Source organism: Mesorhizobium sp. M0011, assembly GCF_040324155.1.
GTDB lineage: Bacteria > Pseudomonadota > Alphaproteobacteria > Rhizobiales > Rhizobiaceae > Mesorhizobium.
In genome coordinates this window covers 1-21,037 of record NZ_JAMYVQ010000003.1, presented here as the reverse complement: position 1 = coordinate 21,037, position 21,037 = coordinate 1, and the positions used below count along the sequence as shown (strand labels likewise).

Below are 21,037 nucleotides of genomic sequence, written 5' to 3'. Positions count from 1 at the left end.
GGTGCGGCAAGTGAAAACGGAAGAAACCGATAGCGCTATCGGAAATGCCGATGATGCAGGGGCGATCAGTTGCCGCAAGCGGTGAAGGCAGCGCCTGGGCTCCAGTCCTTGAAGGCGATGGTCTGGCCTTCGACCGAGACGGTCTTGTGCTTGGTGCTGCCGTCCGGCTGCTTTTCGCTGCCGGTGCCTTTGCCGGTCAGCACATTGTACTCGCAGGCGCTTTCGGCATTCTCCTTCAAATAGTCATAATGGTCATAGGCGAAGCCGGCGACGATGAAGGCAGCGTTGCGCCAGGCGATGGTCAGCGTCATGTCGGTCCGTTCGCTGCCGACCGGCATCGCCGGCAGGTAGAATTTGATCGAGCCGTTGGGCAGCACCGTGAGTTCCGGCTCGGTGTCGGAGTTGTTGTAACCCGGCCGGTCGTAGCCGTTCCATTCCCCGTGGATCTGCTCGTGCACGATTTCGACGGGCTTGAGGTAATTGTGCTCCTTGTCCCTGAGGAAGAAGTGGACATCCATCGGGTGGCCGGGCTCGGTCTCCACCACCATGGCGAGATCGACGGCGCCGTCGCCGTTGAAGTCCCCGGTCACCGCCGTGATGATCTTCCGGGTTTCGATTGGCTCGGCGAGGGCGGCCGTGGGGAGAAACAACACAAAGGCGAGCAACAGAGATTTCATGGCATATTCCCCCGGGAGCGAGATGGCGTGCCCGAGCACGAGCATGGCAGGTATTCCGAGATTTCATACAGCGGGGCCGGGAGAAAAATGTTCAGGTCGAGGGGCGCGAAGGAACGCCGTACGCGCCCGCCAAGTTTGCTGCCGGAAACTGACAGCGACTCGTGCCATTCTGGTCGATGACGGGCAATGCCAGGGACGACAGAGAGGGAACTGTGATGGCGCGAGCGATACTGAACAAACAGGCCGGCTAATGGCGCCGGTCAAGGTTGATCCCGACAAGGTGCACGAGTTTCCGGATGCGGGCAGCTTCTACGCGTGGCTCGGCAAGCACCACGCCACGGAAACCGAAGTGTGGATCAAGGTTCACAAGGTGGGGTCGGGACTGAAGTCGATCACCCCAAGCAAGCCATCGACGTGGTGCTGTGCTTCGGCTGGATCGATGCGGTGCGCAAGGGGTTGGACGACAAGAGTTTCCTGCAGCGCTACACGCCGCGCGGTCGGAAGAGCATCTGGAGCCTGATCAACATCGACAATGTCGCGCGGCTGGTCGAGGAGGGCCGCATGACCGAGCATGGGCTCAAACAGGTCGAGGCGGCCAAGGCGGACGGGCGCTGGGCGCGCGCCTATGGCAGCGGCAAGGAGATGAAGATCCCCGATGATCTGCAAGCGGCAATCGACGCCGAACCCGCTGCGAAGGCGATGCTGGCAAAACTCAGTGCGCAGAACCGTTTCGCGCTCGCCTTCCGCACCCACAACATGAAGACCGAGGCCGGGCGCAAGAAGAAGATCGAGACGTTTGTGGCAATGCTGAAGCGCGGCGAGACGATCTACCCGCAAGGCAGGAAGTAAGGTTTGGGGTGGGCTGGTTTGGGCGCCAGTTCGTCTTCGGCACGGCAAGCCTGTCCGCACGGGATCCGGCGTTGCGCGAAGCGCTTCAGGATCTGAATCGTGAAATTGTTCCAACTGCTTGTTTTTGCGCAATTCGATGGTCGGCGCGTCGCGCGGCTGCTTCAGCAACGACATCGCCGGTGGACGAAGGACGGCACGGCGGCTACCCTTCGAAAGCCGCGACGATCGAGCGGCGGACGCTGGGAGTCGTTGCCGTTGAGAAGAGTTGCTTCGTGGACGATGGCGCTGGGTCTCATTGTCATCGTCGCGTGTGTGGGAGCCGGCGCCACGCTTGCCCAGACCTCGCCCGACCAGACGTCTCCCGACCTGGCTTCTCCCTCGGCCTCGCCGGCAAAAGAGATCTCGGTCGGGATCAAGGAGGCGCCGCCTTTTGCGTTCAAGCTGCAGGACGGCAGCTGGTCGGGATTGAGCATCGACCTCTGGCAGAAAATAGCCGGGCGGCTCAACCTTCGCTTCCGCTATGTCGAAGTGCCTGCCGTGCAGGACCAGATCGATGGCGTCGTCAACGGCAGGTTCGATGCGGCGATGGCCGCGATCACGGTCACGGCCGACCGCGAAAAGGCCGTCGACTTCACGCAGCCCTTCTTCACGACCGGGCTCGGCATTGCGACACCGCTCAACAATCAGCCGTCATGGCGGCCGGTGCTGCATGCCCTGACGTCGTTCGGCTTCCTGCAGGCGGTGCTGGGGCTGGTCATCATATCGGTGGTGGTCGGCGTCCTGATCTGGATGTTCGAACGTCGGCACAATGACGATTTCGGCGGCGGCGTCGCCAAGGGACTGTTTTCCAGCATGTGGTGGTCGACCATCGCCGCGACGCAAGCCAGCACCGGCGACTTCGGTCCGCGAACCGTGCCGGGGCGCGTGCTGGCCGCGCTCTGGATGATGGGATCGATCATTGCCATCGCGGTGTTCACCGCGGGCGTCACATCGGTGCTGACGGTGACGCAGATGGAAGGAATGGTGCAGGGCGAAAGCGATCTCGCCGCGGTCAGGGTCGGCGCGGTGCAGAGCTCGTCGACGGCGTCCTATCTGGATTCGACCCAGATCCGTCATCAGGACTTTGCCTCGATCCAGCAGGGCCTCAACGCGCTTCGCGCCGGCAAGATCGATGCGCTGGTGCACGACAAGCCGCTGCTTGGCTGGCTGGTCGGGCAGAATTACGCGACAAGCCTGCAGGTTCTCGATGCGACCTTCGACCAGCAGCAATATGCCATTGCGCTGCCGCTCGGCAGCCCGTTGCGCAAGTCTCTCGATGTCGCCCTCCTGCAGACCATCGAAAGCGATTGGTGGAAACAGGCCGTTTTCCAATATCTGGGCGAGAAGTAGTCCGGCAGGAACTTCCGCGGTGCGATGCGCTGGAAAAACCGCCCTCGCTCTGCGAGAGAGGCGGCCCTTCCTTCGAGAATTGATGGTTGCTGTCACTGGTTCAGGTCGACCGGTGTCACGCCAAGGAGTTTCAGGGCGTTGGCGTAGGTCCTGATGCCTTGGGCCTGTTTGCGCTCGGCACAAAACCGGTTCGCCTTGTCCTGGAGCGCGGTTGCCTCGGCGATCTGGCTTGCGCTGGTGCCTGGGGCGACTTTCGTTTGGATGGCCCCGTCGAGTTGAAGGCCGAGCTGGCTGCAATATTCGCTCCGGGTGACCGCTGCGTCCGCACCCGATTGTGCGACCGCCAGCATGGCGAGCGAAATGCCTGTCAGGGCACCGATCCATCCGGTCGAACGTCGTTGCATGTTTCGGGACCATTTCTTCGCGTTGTGCCGCAGGCCGCTTGACCGCCGCGAGGGTGGTTATGACAGGCGATGTTTTCGCGAGTTTTTCCCGGATGTTGAATGTTGTTTCCGAAGTGTGTCTGGTGGAGCGTCTTCACCCTCCCCCTTGTGGGGAGGGTCGCTCCGCGCAGCGGAGCGGGGTGGGGGTCTTTTGCAGCGCCGCGCGCCCACCCCGTCCCACCGACCTTGCTTCGCAACCCCGGTGCGCCGACCCTCCCCACAAGGGGGAGGGTGAAGCGCTGCGGCGCTTGCGCCTCTTCCTTTGCGGCCATCCTTCGCGTAAGGCGCCGGGCAAATCCTTTCATCGCAGGCTCAGCCCCGGAAACCGTATGATCAGACTTGAAAGCATCAGCAAGCAGAACGGCCGTCAGCTTGTCTTCATCGAAGCGTCGGCGTCCCTGCAGAAGGGCGAGAAGGTCGGCCTCGTTGGGCCGAACGGCGCCGGCAAGACGACGCTGTTTCGCATGATCACCGGCCAGGAGCAGCCCGACGAAGGCCAGGTGCAGGTCGATCGCGGCGTCACCATCGGCTATTTCAGCCAGGATGTCGGCGACATGGAAGGCCACAGTGCCGTGGCCGAAGTGATGAACGGCGCCGGGCCGGTGTCCGAAGTGGCGGCCGAGATGGCAGCGCTCGAGGCGGCCATGGCCGATCCCGAGCAGGCCGACCAGATGGACGAAATCATCGAAAAATATGGCGAGGCGCAGCACCGCTTCGAGGAGCTCGACGGCTACGCGCTGGATGGCCGCGCCCGCGAAGTGCTCGACGGTCTCGGCTTTTCGCAGGAGATGATGGACGGCGATGTCGGAAAGCTGTCCGGCGGCTGGAAGATGCGCGTGGCGCTGGCGCGCATCCTGCTGATGCGGCCCGACGCCATGCTGCTCGACGAGCCATCGAACCATCTCGACCTGGAGAGCCTGATCTGGCTGGAGTCCTTCCTGAAAAACTATGACGGCGCGCTGTTGATGACCTCGCACGATCGCGAGTTCATGAACCGCATCGTCAACAAGGTGGTCGAGATCGACGCCGGTTCGCTGACCGCGTATTCCGGAAACTACGAATTCTACCAGCAGCAGCGGGCGATCGCCGACAAGCAGCAGCAGGCACAGTTCGAGCGCCAGCAGGCGATGCTGGCCAAGGAGATCGCCTTCATCGAGCGCTTCAAGGCGCGCGCCTCGCATGCCGCACAGGTGCAGAGCCGGGTGAAGAAGCTGGACAAGATCGACCGCGTCGAGCCGCCCAAGCGCCGCCAGACGGTTTCGTTCGATTTCCTGCCGGCGCCGCGCTGCGGCGAGGATGTCGTGACGCTGAAGAACGTCCACAAGGGCTATGGCAGCCGCTCCATCTATGAGGGGCTCGACTTCCAGGTCCGCCGCCGCGAGCGCTGGTGCATCATGGGCGTCAACGGCGCCGGCAAGTCGACGCTCCTGAAGCTGGTCGCCGGCGCTTCCGAGCCCGACACCGGCACGGTCGCGCGCGGGCCAAGTGTCAAAATGGGTTATTTCGCCCAGCACGCGATGGAAGTGTTGGAAGGCGAGCGCACTGTGTTTCAGACACTGGAGGACGCGTTTCCGCAAGCCGGCCAGGCGCCGCTCAGGGCACTTGCCGGCTGCTTCGGCTTTTCCGGCGACGAGATCGAGAAGAAATGCCGCGTGCTGTCAGGCGGCGAGAAGGCGCGGCTGGTGATGGCGCTGATGCTGTTCGACCCGCCCAACCTTCTGGTGCTGGACGAGCCGACCAACCATCTCGACATCGCCACCAAGGAGATGCTGATCACGGCGCTTTCGCAGTACGAGGGCACCATGCTGTTCGTCTCGCACGACCGGCATTTTCTGGCGGCGCTTTCCAACCGCGTGCTGGAATTGACGCCCGAAGGCATCCACACCTATGGCGGCGGCTATACGGAATATGTCGAGCGCACCGGGCAGGAAGCGCCCGGATTGAGGAGCTAGGCCCTTACCGCAGCGAGATGCTCATGCCGCTGAGGTCGGCGTTGACCTGTAGGCCGACCTGCCTGCCCGTCAATTCGAGCCGGGCGCCCTTGTCATTGCTCATGACGATCACCTGAGCCCCTTTGCCAAGCGCGCCGCCACCGCCCGCCGCACCATAGACCCCGGTCACATCCCGTGCGCGTTTGATGTGGCGCACGGTGCCTTGGAAATAGGTCTTGGAGACGCCGAAGGCGAGACCGCCCGAGACGCCGCCGACCGAGATGGGATAGCGGCGGCCATGGAAGGTCAGCGTTCCTTCGCCTCCGGAGCCACCGACAAAGAAGGCCGCCTTGTAGACGGCGAAGCGGATCGTGCCGCTGTCGGCATGCGCGGCGCTGGCAAAGCCGATGCTCGCGGTGGCGATGGCGGCAACCGCGATGGAACGAAATCCGGATGAAATCTTCATGGTGAGAACTCCTCAATGTAGCCGCTTTGCCGGCCGCAGCGTCGGATCAAAGTTACAACTGAACAGTCTCGCCCGTGATTTGGTTCCAGGCCCCGCGATTTGGTTCCAGGCATGGGTTCGAATCCGGCGGCTGGAGGGCCGGGGAGAGGGCGGCGGGTTGCGAAGGGTGGGGAAGGCGCCCGACCGCAGCTATCGCCTTGCGGGATGAAGAGGTCTATGCAGGCCCTTCACAAGGCTCAGGAGAGGCTTCGGATGAGAATCGCAATCTGCCTCGCATTGACTGCGGCAGTGGCCGGATGCGCGACCTCCCCGGTCGACTATGAGGCGTCGCTTTCGCAGCAGGACCAGAAATGGGCTTCGCCGGCATGCCAGCAGGCGCGCAGGGCGGCTTCGGATTACGAGGCTCGCGAGAAAGAGCATCCGGGGTGGGGTTTCGGCGTCCTGCTTGGTCCATACTCGATGGGACTCGTCGCAGCCATCAAGGAGCATGAGCAGAAGCAACGAAAACTGTTCGCCCGCGAGGTGCACCTGCAATGCTCAAGCCTGCCGCTGCCGAAGGAACTGCAGGGCGATTTGAACCCTGGGGTGCCGGCGACGAAGTATCCGTAGCCCTGCGGCGCCTTCCGGGCCCCAAAGGCACCGGGGCTGCGAAGCGGCGCGAGTGGAGAGCCGCCGTTGGACCTAAGCAGTCATGGCGCAATCAACATCAGCCAGTAAGTGCCAAGCAAGTCACCACTTGACCCGCAAGCCCAGTGAACCGGTCAGCGCATGACTGTCACCGAAGTCTTTGAGGCCCCTCCGGGCGGCGGCTTCGCCGAACACCGAGAACCTGTCGTCGGCCCAGTTGATCGTGCCGCCAATACCGAGGCCGCCCCAGAGTTGCTCGTTGCGGTTCGAAAGGGTGCTGCCGGCGAGGTCGACAGATGAGCCATCGTCGAAGTCGTAATAGAGGTTGGCGATGCCGTAGAGATTCGTGTGGCCGGCGCGGCCCGTGCGGTCCTGCCACTGCGTCTGATGGTCGAGCGAGAGGCCGAGGCGGCCGAGCAGGCTGTCGTTGGTGCCTGGGGTGACCCTCGCGCCAAAGGCGTCGGCGAAGGCGTCGAGGTCGACGGATGACCAAGCCAACTGGGCTTGCGGCGTCAGCGACCAATTGGGATCGAGCATGATGCGTTTGCCCGCTTCGACGCCGAGCGCGTAGCCGACACCGTTGTTGCCGTCGACGAGCCGCTGTCCGGCGGTCGCCGAGTCGAGATTGCTGTCGTACCAGATCACCTGCGCCTGGCCGTCGAGGTAGAAGCCTTCCGCCCCGTACCAGGTCAGCGAGCCGGAAACGCCGGTGCCAGTCGTATCGATCGACCCGCTGCCGAATACCGACGAGACGTCGGCGGACACAGTGCCGTACTGGAAGGCGACGCCGCCGATGAGCTGACCGGCCGCGCTGTCGGACAAAAGCATGTCTGCACCGGTCTGCAGCCTCCAGGTCGAGGTATCATACGTCGTTCCGGTGGTGGAGCCTTCCGGATTGTAAGAGCCGCTGGTGCCTTCGATCCTGCCCCACAAGCCGATGCCGGCCTCGGCCTTCACCTCGTCGGAGACCCCGTCGGCGCCCTGCGCTTCGATGGTCCACGAGCGGTTGCCGAGCCGCTGCTGTAGCGTGCCCAGCTGGTTGAAGCTCTGTAATGTGCCCGAATAGGCCTCGTACAGCGGTGCGCCTGCCTGATAGAGCGGAGTTCCGGGTCCATCGCCATCGAGCAAGGCAGAACGCAGATACCAGTCGCCGTCGCCGGGCGTGCTGACGCCGCCTTGGTACATCCGGTAGGCATAGGCACCGCCGACCACCGCCTGATCGCCTTCGAAGGTGTAGTTGCCCTGGAGGGAAAAACTGCCATTCGATACTCCGCCGACATCGACGATCTTGATGCCTTCGACCGTCTGCGCCCCGCCGCCCCCGAGATTGACAACCTGGAGCGTGCCCGTGCCTGACGTACCCCCGGCAATGACCAGCATGTTGGTCTGTGAGTTGTCGGCACCCAGGGCGGTGCCGATGAGAATATTGCCGCCATTACCGACATAGTCGCCGCTGACGGTCAGCTTGCTTCCAAGGCTGCCGGCAATGCCCACGGTCCCGGCATTGGTCAGGCCAGCAATGGTCTGCGAAGTGCCGGTGAGATCGAGCGTGGCGCCTGAGGCGACCGAGAACTGCGAGGAGGAACTGAATGCGTTTTCTGCGCCTGCGGCAAGCGTGCCGCCGCTGACCGATGTGGCGCCGGTAAAGCCTGAGTTGTCGGACGCGAGCACCAGGGTGCCCTGGCCGTCCTTGATGAACGTGCCGGCACCCGACAGCACGCCGGCATAGCTGGCGTTGGCGATCTGGTCGAAGGTGAAGGAGTTGCCCGCGCCGATAGAGACATCGCCACCGAAGCGCTCGGCCGCCGAGACGAGGCCACCCTGGTCGATGGTCCAGTCGAGCAGCGAGGTGCCTGCAAGCGTCAGCGTGCCGGCACCGTCCTTCACCATCGTGCCGGTGCCGGAGATGTCGCCGGCGAAGCTGGCGGTTCCCGTCTGGTCGAACACGACGGTGTCGGCATTGCCGATGTCGCCGCGAATCGAAGCCGCGTTGCCGACCAGCGTGCCGGCACTCACCAGCGTGTTGCCGTCATAGCTGTTCGTTCCGGTCAGCGTCAGCGTGCCGGCGCCGGTCTTGGCAAGATTGCCGGCACCCGAGATCGCGCCGGACAAAGTGAGGTCGGCCAAGGTGTCGAAGGTACCGCCGGGCGCCGCAAGCGTGATGTCTCGCGCCGAGGAGAAGACGGCGGTGTTGCGCAGCGTACTGCCAAAGAGCGTCAGGTCGCCGGCGGCGTCGCCGAGATTGTTGTCGGCCGCAACCGAAAGCACGCCGCCCGAGACGGTCGTTCCGCCCGTGTAGGTGTTGGCGCCCGACAGCACCAGCGTGCCGGCATCGGTCTTGGTCAGGCTGCTCGCCCCGGTCAGCACGGAGGCGATGGTGGCGGTATAGCCTGCTCCGGCCAAGGTGCCGTCGCCGACCCGAATGATGCTCTCGCCGCCAGCGCCGGCAAGCGTGATGGCGTCTCCCTCGATGCGATAGCCGTCGGCGGCGAACTGCATTCCGGTGACCGCAAGCTCGCCAGCGCTGTCGTCGGCGCTGACGGTACCGCCAAGTGTCTGGAAGATGGCGAAACCGGGCTGCGGCTTCATCGCGCCTGTCACCAAGCCGGTGCTCGTCGTCCAGTTCGGGCTCGTCGCCGTCCAGGTGCCGTTGCCACCGTCGACCAGATTGTTGTTGGCATTCCAGGCCGCGTCACCGTCCCAGAACAACAGGTCATTGCCGGCGCTGCTGACCAGATTGACCTGGTTGGCGACCGAGGTCTGCACCGTCAGGTCGGCTGTCGTTACGCCGGCCGGCAGATTGCCCAACTCGAGGCCGTTGTCGGTCAGCGCGCCGCCATAATTGATCAGCCGGTAGACACCGGGGCCGAAGCCGCCGACATCGGTAATGTCGAGGCTGCCGTCCAGCGTCAGGTTTCCAGTCACCTCAATCAGGTCATTGACGCCGCCGCCGACAATGCCGGCTTGGCCAAGCTCATAATCAAGGATCGAGCCGGAGCTCAGGCTGAGCGATCCGACCGTGAGGGTGCCAGGGCTGGACCCCGGCGCCAGCATGCCGCCATCGGCGATGATGACCGCGCCGCCGATCGAGCCGGAGCCGCCCAGCGTGCCGCCGCTGTTGACCGTCGTTTCGGTGCTGCCGAGCGAGCCCTCGACGATAAGCTTGCCGCTGTCGACGGTGGTGCGGCCGGAATAGGTACTGTCGCCGTTGAGCACCAGGGTGCCGGCGCCCTCCTTGTAGACGCCGCCCGCGCCGCTCAGCTCGCCATTGGCGGTCAGCGTCGTACCCGCCGCCGCGCGGAAGTAGCCATAGGCGGAAGTGAGGTTGACATCGCGGCTCATGGCGAAGCTTGCTGTCGTGCCGAGTTCACCGCCGTCGAGTGTCAGCAGGCCCGTCGCGGCACCCAGATTCTGGTCCGACGCCACCGAGATGCTTTTGCCGGTCCCGACCTTCGTGCCGCCGCTGTGGGTGTTGGCACCGGTCAGCGTCAGCGTGCCGAAGCCTTCGATGTCGAGGCTGCCCGAGCCGGAGATGTTTCCGCCGAAGGTGTGGGGGCCGAGGTCGAGAAACGAGACAGCGCCGTTGTTCAGGATGTCGCCACGGATGGCCACGGTGTTGCCGGCAAGCGTTCCGGCATTGACGATGTTGCCGCCCGTATAGCTGTTGGAAAGATTGGTGACGTTGAGGGTGCCGGCGCCGTTCTTGATCAGCGTGCCGGTGCCGGTCACCTGACCTGACACGTCCAACTGCGTGCCCGCCACCGTGTCGAACCCGCCGGTCGAACTGATCAGGATATTGCGATTGGTGGCGAAGCTGGTGGTCGTGCGCAACGTGCCGCCGTCGAAGGTCAAGCCGCCCGAGAGGGCGCCCAGATTGCCATCGTTCGAAATCTGCAGGATCCCGCCGGACAAGGTCCAAGGCGTGACGGCAGTTGTCGTCCCCGATAGGGTCCAAGTGCTGTTTCCGGTTTTTTCGTAGAACCCAAACCCGTCATATTTGGCACCAGCGCCGATCTGCGACACATCGAAACTGGCGCTGGTATCGCCACCCAGCTTGAACGTATCCGCGGCGCTGAAAGCAACCACATTGCCCGTGATGGTCGAGCCAGCCTGAATCTCCAGCGAATTGACGCCGCCGGTGAACTGGATGGCTTTGCCGGCTACCGGCGTTCCACCACCCGCGCCGACAGCGCCTCCTGTGATCGTGCCCGCATTGATGACGGCGATATTGGCGCCCTTGATGCCCGCGCCGCCATCACCTGCCGTTCCGGTCGTGCCGGCCTGACCGCCGATACCGCCAATGATCGTCGCCCCGGTTCCGTTGATGACGGTTCCGCCCGAAAGCAGCAGAACACCGGCTCCGCCGTCGCCACCGTTGGCCGCGGCGATGGTTCTTCCACCTGTTCCCCCAAGCAGATTTCCGCTGTTCTCTATCGTACCGCCACCGGTCACGACGACAGCAGCAGCGCCGCCTCCACCGCCAGCCTGCGCCCCGCTGCGGCCGCCCGTGCCGCCCGTGACGCTGCCGCCCGCGGCAACCGTTACATTGGCCGAAGAAAACACGCCTACACCACCACCTCCGCCAGCGGCATTAGAGTTGGTGCCCCCGATGCCGCCGGTGCCCCCCGTCACCGATCCGCTGCTGTCGATGACACTGTCCGCTGTGGCACTAATGCCAACACCGCCACCACCACCGCCACCTCCTCTGACTATATTGTTCACCCCAGCGGAACCAGCGCCGCCGGTTCCACCGCTGATGCTGGTGGAGATGGTCCCACTGGTGAAAACGACCTGACCCGTTGCACCGGTCGCACCAGGAACGCCGTTGGGCGAGCCGAATGTCGACGACGTCCCTCCCGAACCTCCTGCGGCACCGTTGCCCGTTGTGAGGTCCACGGCACCACCGCCGCCACCTGCCGTGGCTCCATTGGCGGCATTCTGACCCGTGGCGCCCGCTAGTGCACCGTCCACGCCACCTTGTCCGGCGCCTACGCCGCTGCCATTGCCGCCATCGGCCCAAGCCGGCGCGGCGCTCAGTGTGAGAGTGACAGCAAGGATCGCAAGGGCGGAAGCGCTGCAGCGAAGCGACACGTCCTGCTGCAAGCGCGCGAGGCGCAAAACCCAAATCCCGTCGCGCGCCAAAATCCGCTCCGCCATGCCAAAGCTCCCTGATTCCTGAGTGCGCAGAAGGCAGCATGAAAGCTATTCGCCCGCAAGACGTTTATAGTCATGAGAGCTACCAAGAAGCTAACGGTGAGCAGTAAAATCAAGTCTGCGACGTTTGAGTGACAGATAATACGTCGATATTAGATCTAGCTTATCAAAGAGACCTTACGGAATCGCGAGAACAATCTCGCCGCATGGGTCTGCAGGGAAATTTTCGGAGCTCCTGGCCCTCAGCCGATCCCATCGAGTGAGCTCGAAGGCTGCCCAGCGCAAGCCGGGTGGACAGAGCGTCATCACTGGACCGGGATTTCCCCCTCACGCCATACCCCTGTCGCCGCGGGGGCCTCAGCGATGTCAGCTACTGGGAAGCGGCTACAGTCTGTTCGATGACCGACATGAGGCGCGAAGCAGACTTCCTCCCGGTCGGACGCAATAGCGCTTCGTAGAATTACGGTGACAGTGCACTTTTGCCCCGCCAGCTATCCGCTCACCCCCCCGCCAGCCTCGGCAACAAAAAAATCTCCGCCCCCTCCGGCAGCTTCTTCGACCACGTATCGCGATAGATCGTCCCGTCGATCGCAACCGCGATGCCCTTGTCGATCCAGGGCTCGAGGCCGGGATACTGTTCAGCCAGCTTCCTGAACAGCTCCCTTATGTCCTTGGCCTCGATCTCGACCTTGCTGTTGCCTCCGGCGGTCGCGGCGAGCGAGCCCCAGAGCGTTACTTCGACCATTCGCGAGACCCCTATTCGGGATGGAGCATGATGTTATCCGAAAACCGCTTCGCACTTTTCGGCATCATGCTCTAGCCGCCTCGATCGCCGCCAGGATGCGTGGCGGCGACATCGGGATGTGCGTCATGCGCACGCCCGCGGCGTTCGACACCGCGTTGGCGATCGCCGCCAGCGGCGGCACAATCGACGTCTCGCCGACACCGCGCACCCCGTAGGGGTGGTTGGGGTTGGGAATCTCCAAGATCTGCGTGTCGATCATAGGCAGGTCGGAGCAGACCGGGATGCGGTAGTCGAGGAAGCCCGCGTTCTGCAGCCGGCCGTCCTTGCCGTAGATATACTCCTCGTTGAGCGCCCAGCCGATGCCTTGCGCGGCACCGCCCTGGTACTGTCCCTCGACATAGGTCGGGTGCACCGCCTTGCCGGCATCCTGCACGACCGTGTAGCGCAGGACCCTTGTGGCGCCGGTCTCGGGATCGACCTCGATATCGCAGATATGGGTGGCGAAGGAGACGCCCGCGCCATCGGCGACGAGCTCGCTGTGGCCGGCGATCGGTCCGCCGGTCTTGCCCGATTCGACCGCGATCTCCTTCAGCGACAGCTTGCCGAGATTGCCGTGCTTCTCGCCCTTGGCGATCGCGTGGCCCTTTTCCCAGACCACGTCGTCGACCGCAATGTCCCACATCTGCGCGGCGCGTTCGCGCAGGATCAGAATCGCATTGCGGGCGGCCGAGATCGTCGCCATGGAGGAGGAGAAGGTGCCGCGGCTGCCGTCCGTCATGTCGTTGTAGCCGAGGCTGGAAGTGTCGGCGACGATCGCCTTGACCTGGGAATAGTCGATGCCGAGTTCCTCCGCCGCCACCAGCGACAGCGACGCGCGCGAACCACCGACATCGACCGTGCCGACGGCCAGCGAGACCGAGCCGTCCATGCCGATGTTGAGGTCGGTGCAGGTCTGGCCGCCGAAATTGAACCAGAAACCGCAAGCCATGCCGCGGCCCTGGTTCGGGCCAAGCGGCGCCTTCATGTGCGGATGGCTCTTCACCGCCTCGAGCGTCGGGCCGATGCCGATCGGGCCGTAGACCGGGCCGTAGGAGGATCTTGTGCCTTCCTGGGCTGCGTTCTTGATGCGGAAGTCGACCGGATCCATGCCGATCTTCTTGGCCAGCTCGTCGACCGCGCTTTCCACCGCAAACGCCGCCATCGGCGCCGAGGGCGCGCGATAGGCCGCGGTCTTCGGCCGGTTGACCAGCACTTCGTAGCCGACCGTCTTGACGTTATCGAGCTTGTAGCAGGCGAACGCGGTCATGGCGCCGATCTCGGCCCAGGAGCCGGCATACGGGCCGCAGCTATAGCGCAGCGTCGCTTCGGCGGCGGTGATCGTGCCGTCCTTGCGGGCGCCGATCTTCACGTCGATCGAGGTGGCGCTGGTCGGGCCCGAGGCGCGGAACACCTCGTCGCGGGTCATCACCAGCTTCACCGGCCGTCCTGCCTTGCGCGACAGCGCCAGCGCCACCGGCTCGGCCCAGACATGGGTCTTGCCGCCAAAACCGCCGCCGATCTCCGAGGAGGTGACGCGCAGTTTCGAGGCTTCCATGCCAAGCAGCTGGGCGCAGTGCTGGCGGTAGACGAAATGGCCCTGCGTGCAGACCCAGAGGTCGGCGGTGCCGTCGGAGCTGAAATTCGCCACGCAGGCATGCGGCTCGATATAGCCCTGGTGCGTCTGCTCGGTCTTGAAGGAGCGCTCGACGATGAAGTCGGCGTGGCCGAAACCCTGATGGACATCGCCATGGCCAAACTGGCTGCGCTTGGTGACGTTGGAGGGTTTTACCGGCTTTTCCTCAAGGCCCTCGGTGAAGATGGCATCATTGATCAAGGGCGCCGTGTGCTTCGCCGCCTCGTCGACATCGGTGACATGCGGCAAAAGCTCGTATTCAATCTCGATGAGCTTCAGCGCCTGCCTGGCGGTGCGGGCGTCGATCGCGGCGACCGCGGCCACCGCGTGGCCGTCATAGAGCGCTTTCGTGCGCGCCATGCAATTGTCGAGGACGTCGTACATGGCGGCATCGCCATCGGTGAGGTCCGGCAGGTCGGCCGCGGTGATCACCGCCTTCACGCCGGCGAGCTTTTCCGCCTTCGAAATGTCGATCTTGACGATCCTGGCGTGGGCGTGCGGGCTTCTCAGAACGCGCCCGACCAGCTGGCCGGCCATGTTGAAGTCGGCGCCGTAGCGCGCGCGGCCCGTCACCTTGTCCACGCCGTCGGGACGGATCGGACGCGTGCCGACGGAGGTGAATTTACGTCCGGAAAAACGTGGGTCGAAATTCATCTCAGGCTCCCTTCATCACGACGGCCGCGTCCTGGACGGCGCGCACGATCTTGTCGTAGCCGGTGCAGCGGCACAGGTTCCCGGCAAGGCCGAAGCGGATTTCCTCCTCGGTCGGGTCGGCGTTCTTGGCCAAAAGGTCCTTGGCCGCGATCAGGAAGCCCGGCGTGCAGATGCCGCATTGCAGCGCCGCATGCTCGAGGAACTTCTGCTGCAGCGGGTGCAGCGTATCGCCATGCGCCATGCCCTCGATGGTCTCGACGCGGCGGCCTTCAGCCTCGGCGCCTAACACCAGGCATGAACACACCAGCCGGTCGTCGAGGATGATGCTGCAGGCGCCGCAGTCGCCGGTGCCGCAGCCTTCCTTGGCGCCCGTCAGCCCCAGCCGATCGCGCAGGACGTCCAGCAGCGTCTCGTCCGGCTGGCACAGGAACTCGACGTTGTCGCCGTTGATTGTGGTTGAAACTGCTACACCAGCCATCATTTGCCTCCTGCACGTGCATAGGCGGTCGTTGCGGCCCGCTTGGCCAGCACGCCCGCAACTTTCCTTCTGAATTCGATGGTGCCGCGCTTGTCGTCGATGGGCCGACAGGCCCCTGCGCAGACCTTGGCAAGCCGCTCCAGCGTCGCTTCGTCCAGCTTGGAGCCGATGAGCACCTCCGCCGCCTCTTCGACCAGAAGCACCGTCGCCGCCACGGCGCCCAGCGCCACGCGGGCCGATTTGACCACACCGTGCTCATCGAGCGTCAGGTTCACGCCGGCGCTGACCACCGCGATATCCATTTCGGTGCGTGGAATGAAACGCAGATAGGCATCGCCCGAGCGCGGCGCTTGGCTGTCGAGCAGGATCGCCTCGATGATCTCGCCTTTGGCCAGCGACGTCTTGCCCGGCGCGGTCGGCACGCTCTGCACGGGGATCGTGCGCCGGCCCGCCGGCCCGACGACCACTGCCTTGGCGCCGGCGGCGACCAGCGCCGGCACGCTGTCGGCGGCCGGCGATGCGTTGCAGAGATTGCCCACGATGGTGCAGCGTCCCTGCACCTGCTTCGATCCGATCAGCTTGGCCGCCTCGACGACACCGGGCCATGCCTTCTTGAGAGCGGTGTTCTCCCCCAGGACGGCGCAGGGAACCGCCGCGCCGATGCTGAAGCCTTCAGCCGTGTCCCGGATCTCGCTCAAGCCGTCGATTGCCTTGATGTCGACGATCAGCTCTGGTTCGGCAAAGCCGCCCTTCATTCTGACCAGGAGGTCGCTGCCTCCCGCAAGGATGGCGGCCGTACCAGCCGACCCGGCCAACTGGCCAACGGCATCTTCTATTGAAAGCGGACGTATGTAGCGCATCGTCTCCCCTTGGTCATCGCGATTTCAGCGACCGTTATAAACAGTCTCCTCATAATGGCTATCCGGTTCCTCATCTGCGGCGATTAGGCCAGGCGCCGCAATATCCAGTCCAACAGACCGAAAGTGGCGCACTGAATGGCAGCAACCGGCTTTGGGATGATTTTCGTGAAACTTCGGTTATGGATCAAGTGCGCTCATTCGCTTTTACGCCTTTGGACCGGAACGGCCTTTAGGCCGGGCAGAGCCGCTGCCTGGCCGCCCCGGCTGAAGCCCCCTGTGTTCGGCAGCCGCCCGAAACGCCTGCGGCGGCTGGCCAAGGGTACGCAGGAAGGCGCGCCGCATGCGTCCGGGATCGCCAAAACCGGCGGTTTCGGCGATGCGCTCAAGCGGGAGATGGCTGATCTCGATCGCCGTTCGGGCCGTCTCAAGGCGCATGCGCTCTACGGCCTTTGCCGGCGTGACGCCGGTCTCGGCCGTGAAGGCGCGGGCGAAGTTGCGGGGACTCATGGCCGCGTGATCGGCCAGGCATTCGACGGTCAGCGGTTCGGCCAGGTTTGCCCGCACCCATTCGATCAGCGCGGCGAAGCGGCCGGTTCGCCCGCCCAGCTCGACGAAGGCCGAGAATTGCGACTGGCCGCCCGGCCGGCGCTGGTGCACGACGATCTGCTGCGCGGTGCGGCGCGCCACCTCAGCGCCAAGGTCATCTTCGACGAGGGCGAGCGCCAGGTCTATTCCGGCCGAGATGCCGGCCGACGTCCAGATGTCGCCATCCCTGATGAAAATACGCTCGGCATCGAGCCTGACCTTCGGGTAGCGGCGGTGGAAGTCGTCACTGCTGGCCCAGTGCGTGGTCGCGCGGCGGCCGTCGAGCAATCCCGCCTTTGCCAGCAGGTACGCGCCCGTGCAGACGCTGCTGATGCGCCGCGCCGAGGCGCGCCTCAACCAGGCGACGATCTCGTCCATCGCCTCCATGGAGCGGATGATTTCGCCGCCCGATACGATAACGGTGTCGAAAGGGCCGTCGCGCAGAGGCCTGGTGAGGAGCTTCAGACCCGAAGAGCTTTCAACGTCGCCGCCGCCGGGCGCCAGCAAAACCAGCTCATAGTTGTCCGGGCGGCAGCGCTCCGCAATCTCGAAGACTGTAGTCGGCCCGGCCGCATCCAGAAGCTGGAAACCGGGGTGAACGACGACGGCAACTTGCCTGCGCATGGCAGTATTCGCCCGATTTATGTCATTTCGGACGAAACGTAACGCCGATACCCTCGTCGTCAAGCCATCTGGAGATCGGACCCCATGAGTTGGCGACTTGCGTTGTGGAGCAGTGCCGGTGCCGCCGGCCTTGTCGTGGCGGAGCACGGATTGCTACGCCAACTGGCCCACAGGGCGCTTGCTAGCGCCAGCCACGGTGCCCGCACGGCCGACTTCGTCGCCATGCAACTCGAATATCCCGGGTCGGGCGCATCGCGGTGACGATGCCGTGCTGAAGCGACGGCGGGTGTGTGGCCGTCTTCCGAGCACCGATTTTTCACAGCAAGGGAGTGACTGATGAAAGCATTGATCGCCGGGGCCGGCATCGGCGGCCTCACCACTGCTCTGTTCCTGCATGAGGCAGGCATCGAGGTCGAACTGTTCGAGCGGGCCGACGACATCCGCGAACTTGGCGTCGGCATCAACATGCTCCCGCACGCTGTCAAGGAGTTGGCCGGGCTTGGGCTGATGCCGGCGCTCGACGCGGAGGGGGTGAGGACACGCGAGCTTGTCTACACCAACCGCTTCGGCCAGATCGTATGGCAGGAATTGCGCGGCATCGATGCCGGCTATGAGGTTCCGCAAATCAGCATTCATCGCGGCAGACTGCTGGGGCTGATCCACAGGGCCGTGGTGAACAGGCTTGGCGGCGACATCATCAATACGGCAAGCCTTGTCGATGCCTTCGAGCAGAGCGAAGGCGGGGTCGTGGCGCATTTCCGCCGGCATGACGGCTCGCGAGGCGAGGCGCATGGCGACCTGCTCATAGGCGCTGACGGGATCCATTCCGCCGTCCGGGCCGTGCTCTATCCCGAAGAAGGGCCGCCGATCTGGAACGGCACGATGCTGTGGCGCGGCGCCACGCCATGGCCGGTCTGGCGCGACGGGCGCACCATGGCGGTTGCCGGCGGCAATTTCGCCAAGTTCGTGTATTATCCGATCGAACCGGATCGCGAAGAGCCGGAGACCAGGCTGACAAACTGGGCGGTGATGGCCAATACCGGTGATAGCGGCACATCACCGCTGCGTCCCGGCGACTGGAGCCGCCCGGGCGTGATCGACGATGTGCTGCCCTTCGTGCGCGACCGGTTTCAGCTTGATTTTGTCGACCCTGCCTCGATCATCCAGGCAACGGATGGCTTCTACGAATATCCGAACTGCGACCGCGACCCGCTGCCGCGATGGTCGTTCGGGCGGGTGACGCTGCTCGGCGATGCGGCGCATCCCATGTATCCGGTCGGGTCGAACGGAGCCAGCCAGGCAATACTCGACGCCGGTTGCCTCGCGATGCATCTGGCCGCGGGACCAACCGTCGAAGCCGCGCTCGCGCGATATGATGGGGAGCGGCGGCCGGCCACATCGGCCATCGTGCTGGCCAATCGGCAAGGCGGGCCGGAAGCGGTCATAGACTTGGTCGAGGCCCGGGTGCCGCATGGCTTTGATGACATCGACGCCGTCGCTTCGCGCGAAGAACGCAAGAGCGTGGTACGCGGCTATGCGTCCCTGGCCGGGTTTGCAAAACCGAATTGACCGGGAGCGGGCGTTTTTGCGCCCTAGAGATCGGCCTCGGCGAAGATGCGCGAGGCCCAGTCGAGGAAGACGCGCAGGCGTGGCGAGAGCTGACGGTTCTGCGGGTAGAGCGCCGACAGCGGCGTTGGCGATGGCGGATAGTCGACCAGCACCTCGACGAGCGTCCCATCCGCCAGATCCTTTTCGAAGCGATAGCGCGGCGCCTGGATGAGGCCGAGGCCAAGCCGCGCCAGATCGGCGGCGGTGTCGGAATTGTTGGCGGCGACGCGGCCTGGCAGCCGCACCTCACGGATATTGCCGGCGACGGTGAATTCGAACGGAAGGGTCTCGCCAGTGCGCGACGAAACAAAGCCCACCGCCTGGTGACCGTCGAGCGCATCGGGGGAGGCGGGCGTGCCGTGGCGTTCGAGATAGCCAGGGCTGGCGCAGGTGATCTCGCGGATGACAGCCAGCCGCCGCATGATCATGCCGCTGTCGGGTAGCTCGCCGACGCGGATGACACAGTCGACGCCTTCACGCACGAGATCGACCAGCCGGTCGCTTTGGCCGATCTGCAGGTCGATTCTGGCATAGCGGTCGAGGAACTCCGGCAGGCGCGGCAACAGGAATGTGCGGGTGAGCAGCGTGCTGGCGTCGATGCGCAGCAGCCCGAAGGGCTCCGCATTGCGGAAGGCGGCTTCGGCATCCTCGATTTCGGCCAGGATCGACAGGCAGCGCCGATAGTAGGCTTCGCCGTCCTGGGTGGCGTTCACCTGCCGCGTCGTTCGTTCCAGAAGCCGCGCGCCGAGATGCTCTTCCAGTCGCCGGATGGCTTCCGTCGCCGTTGAACGCCGCAGGCCGAGATCGGCTGCGGCAGCGGTGAAGCTGCGCCGCTCCAGAACGCGAACGAAGAGCCGCATCGTGTCCAGTCGATCCATGGCCTTTGTTCGCAGTTTCCGAATAGTGATGTCAATAGGTGGCTGATTATCCGGAAAGCGGGCCGGGCCTATATCCGTGTCACCAACACGGAGAGACTTCCATGACATCCAATCAAACAGATACGGGTGGCCAAACCAGAACCGCGATCGTGACCGGCGCCTCCAAAGGCATCGGCGCCGCCATCGCACAGCGGCTCGCCCGCGACGGCGTCGCCGTCGTCGTCAACTATGCACGGGGCCGCGCCGAGGCCGAAGAGCTTGTGCGCAGCATCGAAGCCGGCGGCGGCAAGGCGATCGCCGTTCAGGCCGATATCGCCGATCCGAATGGGATCCCGGCGCTGTTCGACGCCGGCGAGAAGGCGTTCGGCGGCATCGACATCCTCGTCAACAATGCCGGCGTCATGAAGACGTCGCCGATGGCGCAGACCGACGATGCTTCGTTCGACACGCAGATCGCGATCAATCTCGGCGGCGTGTTCCGCGGCATGCGGGAAGGCGCGCGCCGGCTTCGCGACGGCGGCCGCATCGTCAACTTCTCCAGCAGCGTCGTTGGCCTCTACCAGCCGGGCTATGGCGTCTATGCCGCCACCAAGGCCGGCGTCGAGGCGATGACCCACATCCTGGCCAAGGAGCTTGGCGCGCGCCGTGTCACCGTCAACGCGGTGGCGCCCGGGCCGATCGAGACCGCCCTGTTCACGGACGGCAAGAGCGAGGCGCAGATCGAGGCCATCGGCAAGATGATCCCGCTCGGCCGGCTTGGCCAGCCCGACGACATTGCCGGGCTGGTCTCGTTCCTCGCCGGACCGGACAGCTTCTGGGTCAACGGACAAATCATCCGCGCCAATGGCGGCGTCGTCTGAGGCGTCGCCGACCGCTCCACCCCGAACCTGAAACTCCACAGAAAGGAAAAGATCATGCCATTCGCCAACATCAAGTTACCGCAAGCAGCGCTCTCCAGGGCGCAGAAGGAAGACCTCATCCATCGAACGACAGCCATGTTCGTCGACTTTTTCGGCGAGGGTGCGCGCCCCTTCACGATGGTGCTGGTGGAGGAGGTCGCCGACGGCGGCTATGGCCGGGCCGACGAAGTGTTCGTCGTGCCGGAAGTTTTTCGCGCAAAGGAGTAGTGCCGGGCCGACCTCCTCTCCCGACTTCGTGAGGCGAGGAACTCCAGTCTAGAGCGTTTCATATTTTGACGGAAGCGTAGCCTGCGTTTTCGAAGTAGTTCTTGCATTCGGCTGCCTCGATGGTTTCGACGAGGTGGCCGATGTGGCGCCACGTGTCCTCGACGGTGCGTTTCTGAGCTTGTCGCATCCAGTGTTTGATCTTGGCGAAGGCCTGCTCGATCGGATTGAGGTCCGGCGAGTAGGGCGGCAGATACCAAAGCCTGGCGCCGG

The 21,037-nt window shown here is 64.4% G+C and carries 18 protein-coding genes and 1 pseudogene; 8 read left to right on the top strand and 11 right to left on the bottom strand.

Features of this window, described 5'->3' with window-relative positions:
* Positions 1-65: 65 nt before the first annotated feature.
* Positions 66-677: a hypothetical protein gene (locus NKK51_RS04030; protein ID WP_352551347.1), complete on the bottom strand. Its 612-nt coding sequence runs from the start codon at positions 675-677 to the stop codon at positions 66-68.
* A 250-nt stretch (positions 678-927) separates the two neighbouring features.
* On the opposite strand from NKK51_RS04030, the pseudogene NKK51_RS04025 reads away from it, so the two are divergent.
* Together NKK51_RS04025 and NKK51_RS04020 are read left to right on the top strand one after the other, a co-directional pair.
* Positions 928-1,526 (top strand): annotated as a pseudogene (locus tag NKK51_RS04025) (YdeI/OmpD-associated family protein).
* Between the two features lie 255 nt (positions 1,527-1,781).
* Positions 1,782-2,915, top strand: coding sequence for a transporter substrate-binding domain-containing protein (locus NKK51_RS04020; protein ID WP_352551345.1), 1,134 nt, complete (start codon positions 1,782-1,784; stop codon positions 2,913-2,915).
* 92 nt (positions 2,916-3,007) lie between these two features.
* Here NKK51_RS04020 and NKK51_RS04015 read toward each other — a convergent pair whose 3' ends face one another.
* Positions 3,008-3,319 (bottom strand): hypothetical protein, encoded by a 312-nt coding sequence (locus NKK51_RS04015; protein WP_352551343.1) that lies wholly within the window; start codon positions 3,317-3,319, stop codon positions 3,008-3,010.
* A gap of 368 nt (positions 3,320-3,687) precedes the next feature.
* On the opposite strand from NKK51_RS04015, the gene NKK51_RS04010 reads away from it, so the two are divergent.
* A complete protein-coding gene (locus NKK51_RS04010; RefSeq protein ID WP_013530640.1) occupies positions 3,688-5,310 on the top strand; it encodes an ABC-F family ATP-binding cassette domain-containing protein in 1,623 nt (540 codons plus the stop codon).
* Between the two features lie 4 nt (positions 5,311-5,314).
* Here NKK51_RS04010 and NKK51_RS04005 read toward each other — a convergent pair whose 3' ends face one another.
* Positions 5,315-5,755 (bottom strand): lipid-binding SYLF domain-containing protein, encoded by a 441-nt coding sequence (locus NKK51_RS04005; RefSeq protein WP_023813342.1) that lies wholly within the window; start codon positions 5,753-5,755, stop codon positions 5,315-5,317.
* Between the two features lie 252 nt (positions 5,756-6,007).
* Here NKK51_RS04005 and NKK51_RS04000 point away from each other — a divergent pair, with 252 nt between their 5' ends.
* Positions 6,008-6,364, top strand: coding sequence for a hypothetical protein (locus NKK51_RS04000; RefSeq protein ID WP_352551341.1), 357 nt, complete (start codon positions 6,008-6,010; stop codon positions 6,362-6,364).
* Between the two features lie 120 nt (positions 6,365-6,484).
* Here NKK51_RS04000 and NKK51_RS03995 read toward each other — a convergent pair whose 3' ends face one another.
* The 6 genes from NKK51_RS03995 to NKK51_RS03970 form a co-directional block, all read right to left on the bottom strand.
* Positions 6,485-11,014 (bottom strand): autotransporter outer membrane beta-barrel domain-containing protein, encoded by a 4,530-nt coding sequence (locus tag NKK51_RS03995; protein ID WP_352551339.1) that lies wholly within the window; start codon positions 11,012-11,014, stop codon positions 6,485-6,487.
* Between the two features lie 1,021 nt (positions 11,015-12,035).
* Complete coding sequence (locus NKK51_RS03990) at positions 12,036-12,281, bottom strand: MoaD/ThiS family protein (RefSeq protein WP_027035223.1); 246 nt, start codon at positions 12,279-12,281, stop codon at positions 12,036-12,038.
* A 64-nt stretch (positions 12,282-12,345) separates the two neighbouring features.
* The gene (locus NKK51_RS03985) at positions 12,346-14,607 is read right to left on the bottom strand and encodes a xanthine dehydrogenase family protein molybdopterin-binding subunit (RefSeq protein WP_352551337.1); all 2,262 of its coding nucleotides are present in this window, start codon (positions 14,605-14,607) and stop codon (positions 12,346-12,348) included.
* Between the two features lies 1 nt (position 14,608).
* Entirely contained in the window at positions 14,609-15,085 is a 477-nt protein-coding gene (locus NKK51_RS03980) for a (2Fe-2S)-binding protein (protein ID WP_352551335.1), read from the bottom strand.
* A complete protein-coding gene (locus NKK51_RS03975) occupies positions 15,085-15,945 on the bottom strand; it encodes an FAD binding domain-containing protein (protein WP_352551333.1) in 861 nt (286 codons plus the stop codon). Before NKK51_RS03975 ends, NKK51_RS03980 begins: the two co-directional genes overlap by 1 nt.
* A 204-nt stretch (positions 15,946-16,149) precedes the next feature.
* Complete coding sequence (locus NKK51_RS03970; RefSeq protein ID WP_023813350.1) at positions 16,150-17,154, bottom strand: GlxA family transcriptional regulator; 1,005 nt, start codon at positions 17,152-17,154, stop codon at positions 16,150-16,152.
* 84 nt (positions 17,155-17,238) lie between these two features.
* Here NKK51_RS03970 and NKK51_RS03965 point away from each other — a divergent pair, with 84 nt between their 5' ends.
* Positions 17,239-17,415: a hypothetical protein gene (locus NKK51_RS03965; RefSeq protein WP_023813351.1), complete on the top strand. Its 177-nt coding sequence runs from the start codon at positions 17,239-17,241 to the stop codon at positions 17,413-17,415.
* 75 nt (positions 17,416-17,490) lie between these two features.
* The gene (locus tag NKK51_RS03960; protein ID WP_352551330.1) at positions 17,491-18,723 is read left to right on the top strand and encodes a flavin-dependent oxidoreductase; all 1,233 of its coding nucleotides are present in this window, start codon (positions 17,491-17,493) and stop codon (positions 18,721-18,723) included.
* A 23-nt stretch (positions 18,724-18,746) separates the two neighbouring features.
* On the opposite strand, the gene NKK51_RS03955 is transcribed toward NKK51_RS03960, so the two are convergent.
* Complete coding sequence (locus NKK51_RS03955) at positions 18,747-19,640, bottom strand: LysR family transcriptional regulator (RefSeq protein WP_352551329.1); 894 nt, start codon at positions 19,638-19,640, stop codon at positions 18,747-18,749.
* 101 nt (positions 19,641-19,741) lie between these two features.
* Here NKK51_RS03955 and NKK51_RS03950 point away from each other — a divergent pair, with 101 nt between their 5' ends.
* Positions 19,742-20,500: an SDR family oxidoreductase gene (locus tag NKK51_RS03950; RefSeq protein ID WP_352551327.1), complete on the top strand. Its 759-nt coding sequence runs from the start codon at positions 19,742-19,744 to the stop codon at positions 20,498-20,500.
* Positions 20,501-20,554: 54 nt separating this feature from the next.
* Positions 20,555-20,767 (top strand): tautomerase family protein, encoded by a 213-nt coding sequence (locus NKK51_RS03945; protein WP_023813355.1) that lies wholly within the window; start codon positions 20,555-20,557, stop codon positions 20,765-20,767.
* A gap of 58 nt (positions 20,768-20,825) precedes the next feature.
* Here NKK51_RS03945 and NKK51_RS03940 read toward each other — a convergent pair.
* A partial coding sequence (locus tag NKK51_RS03940; RefSeq protein WP_352551325.1) for a transposase occupies positions 20,826-21,037 on the bottom strand: 212 nt, incomplete at its 5' end.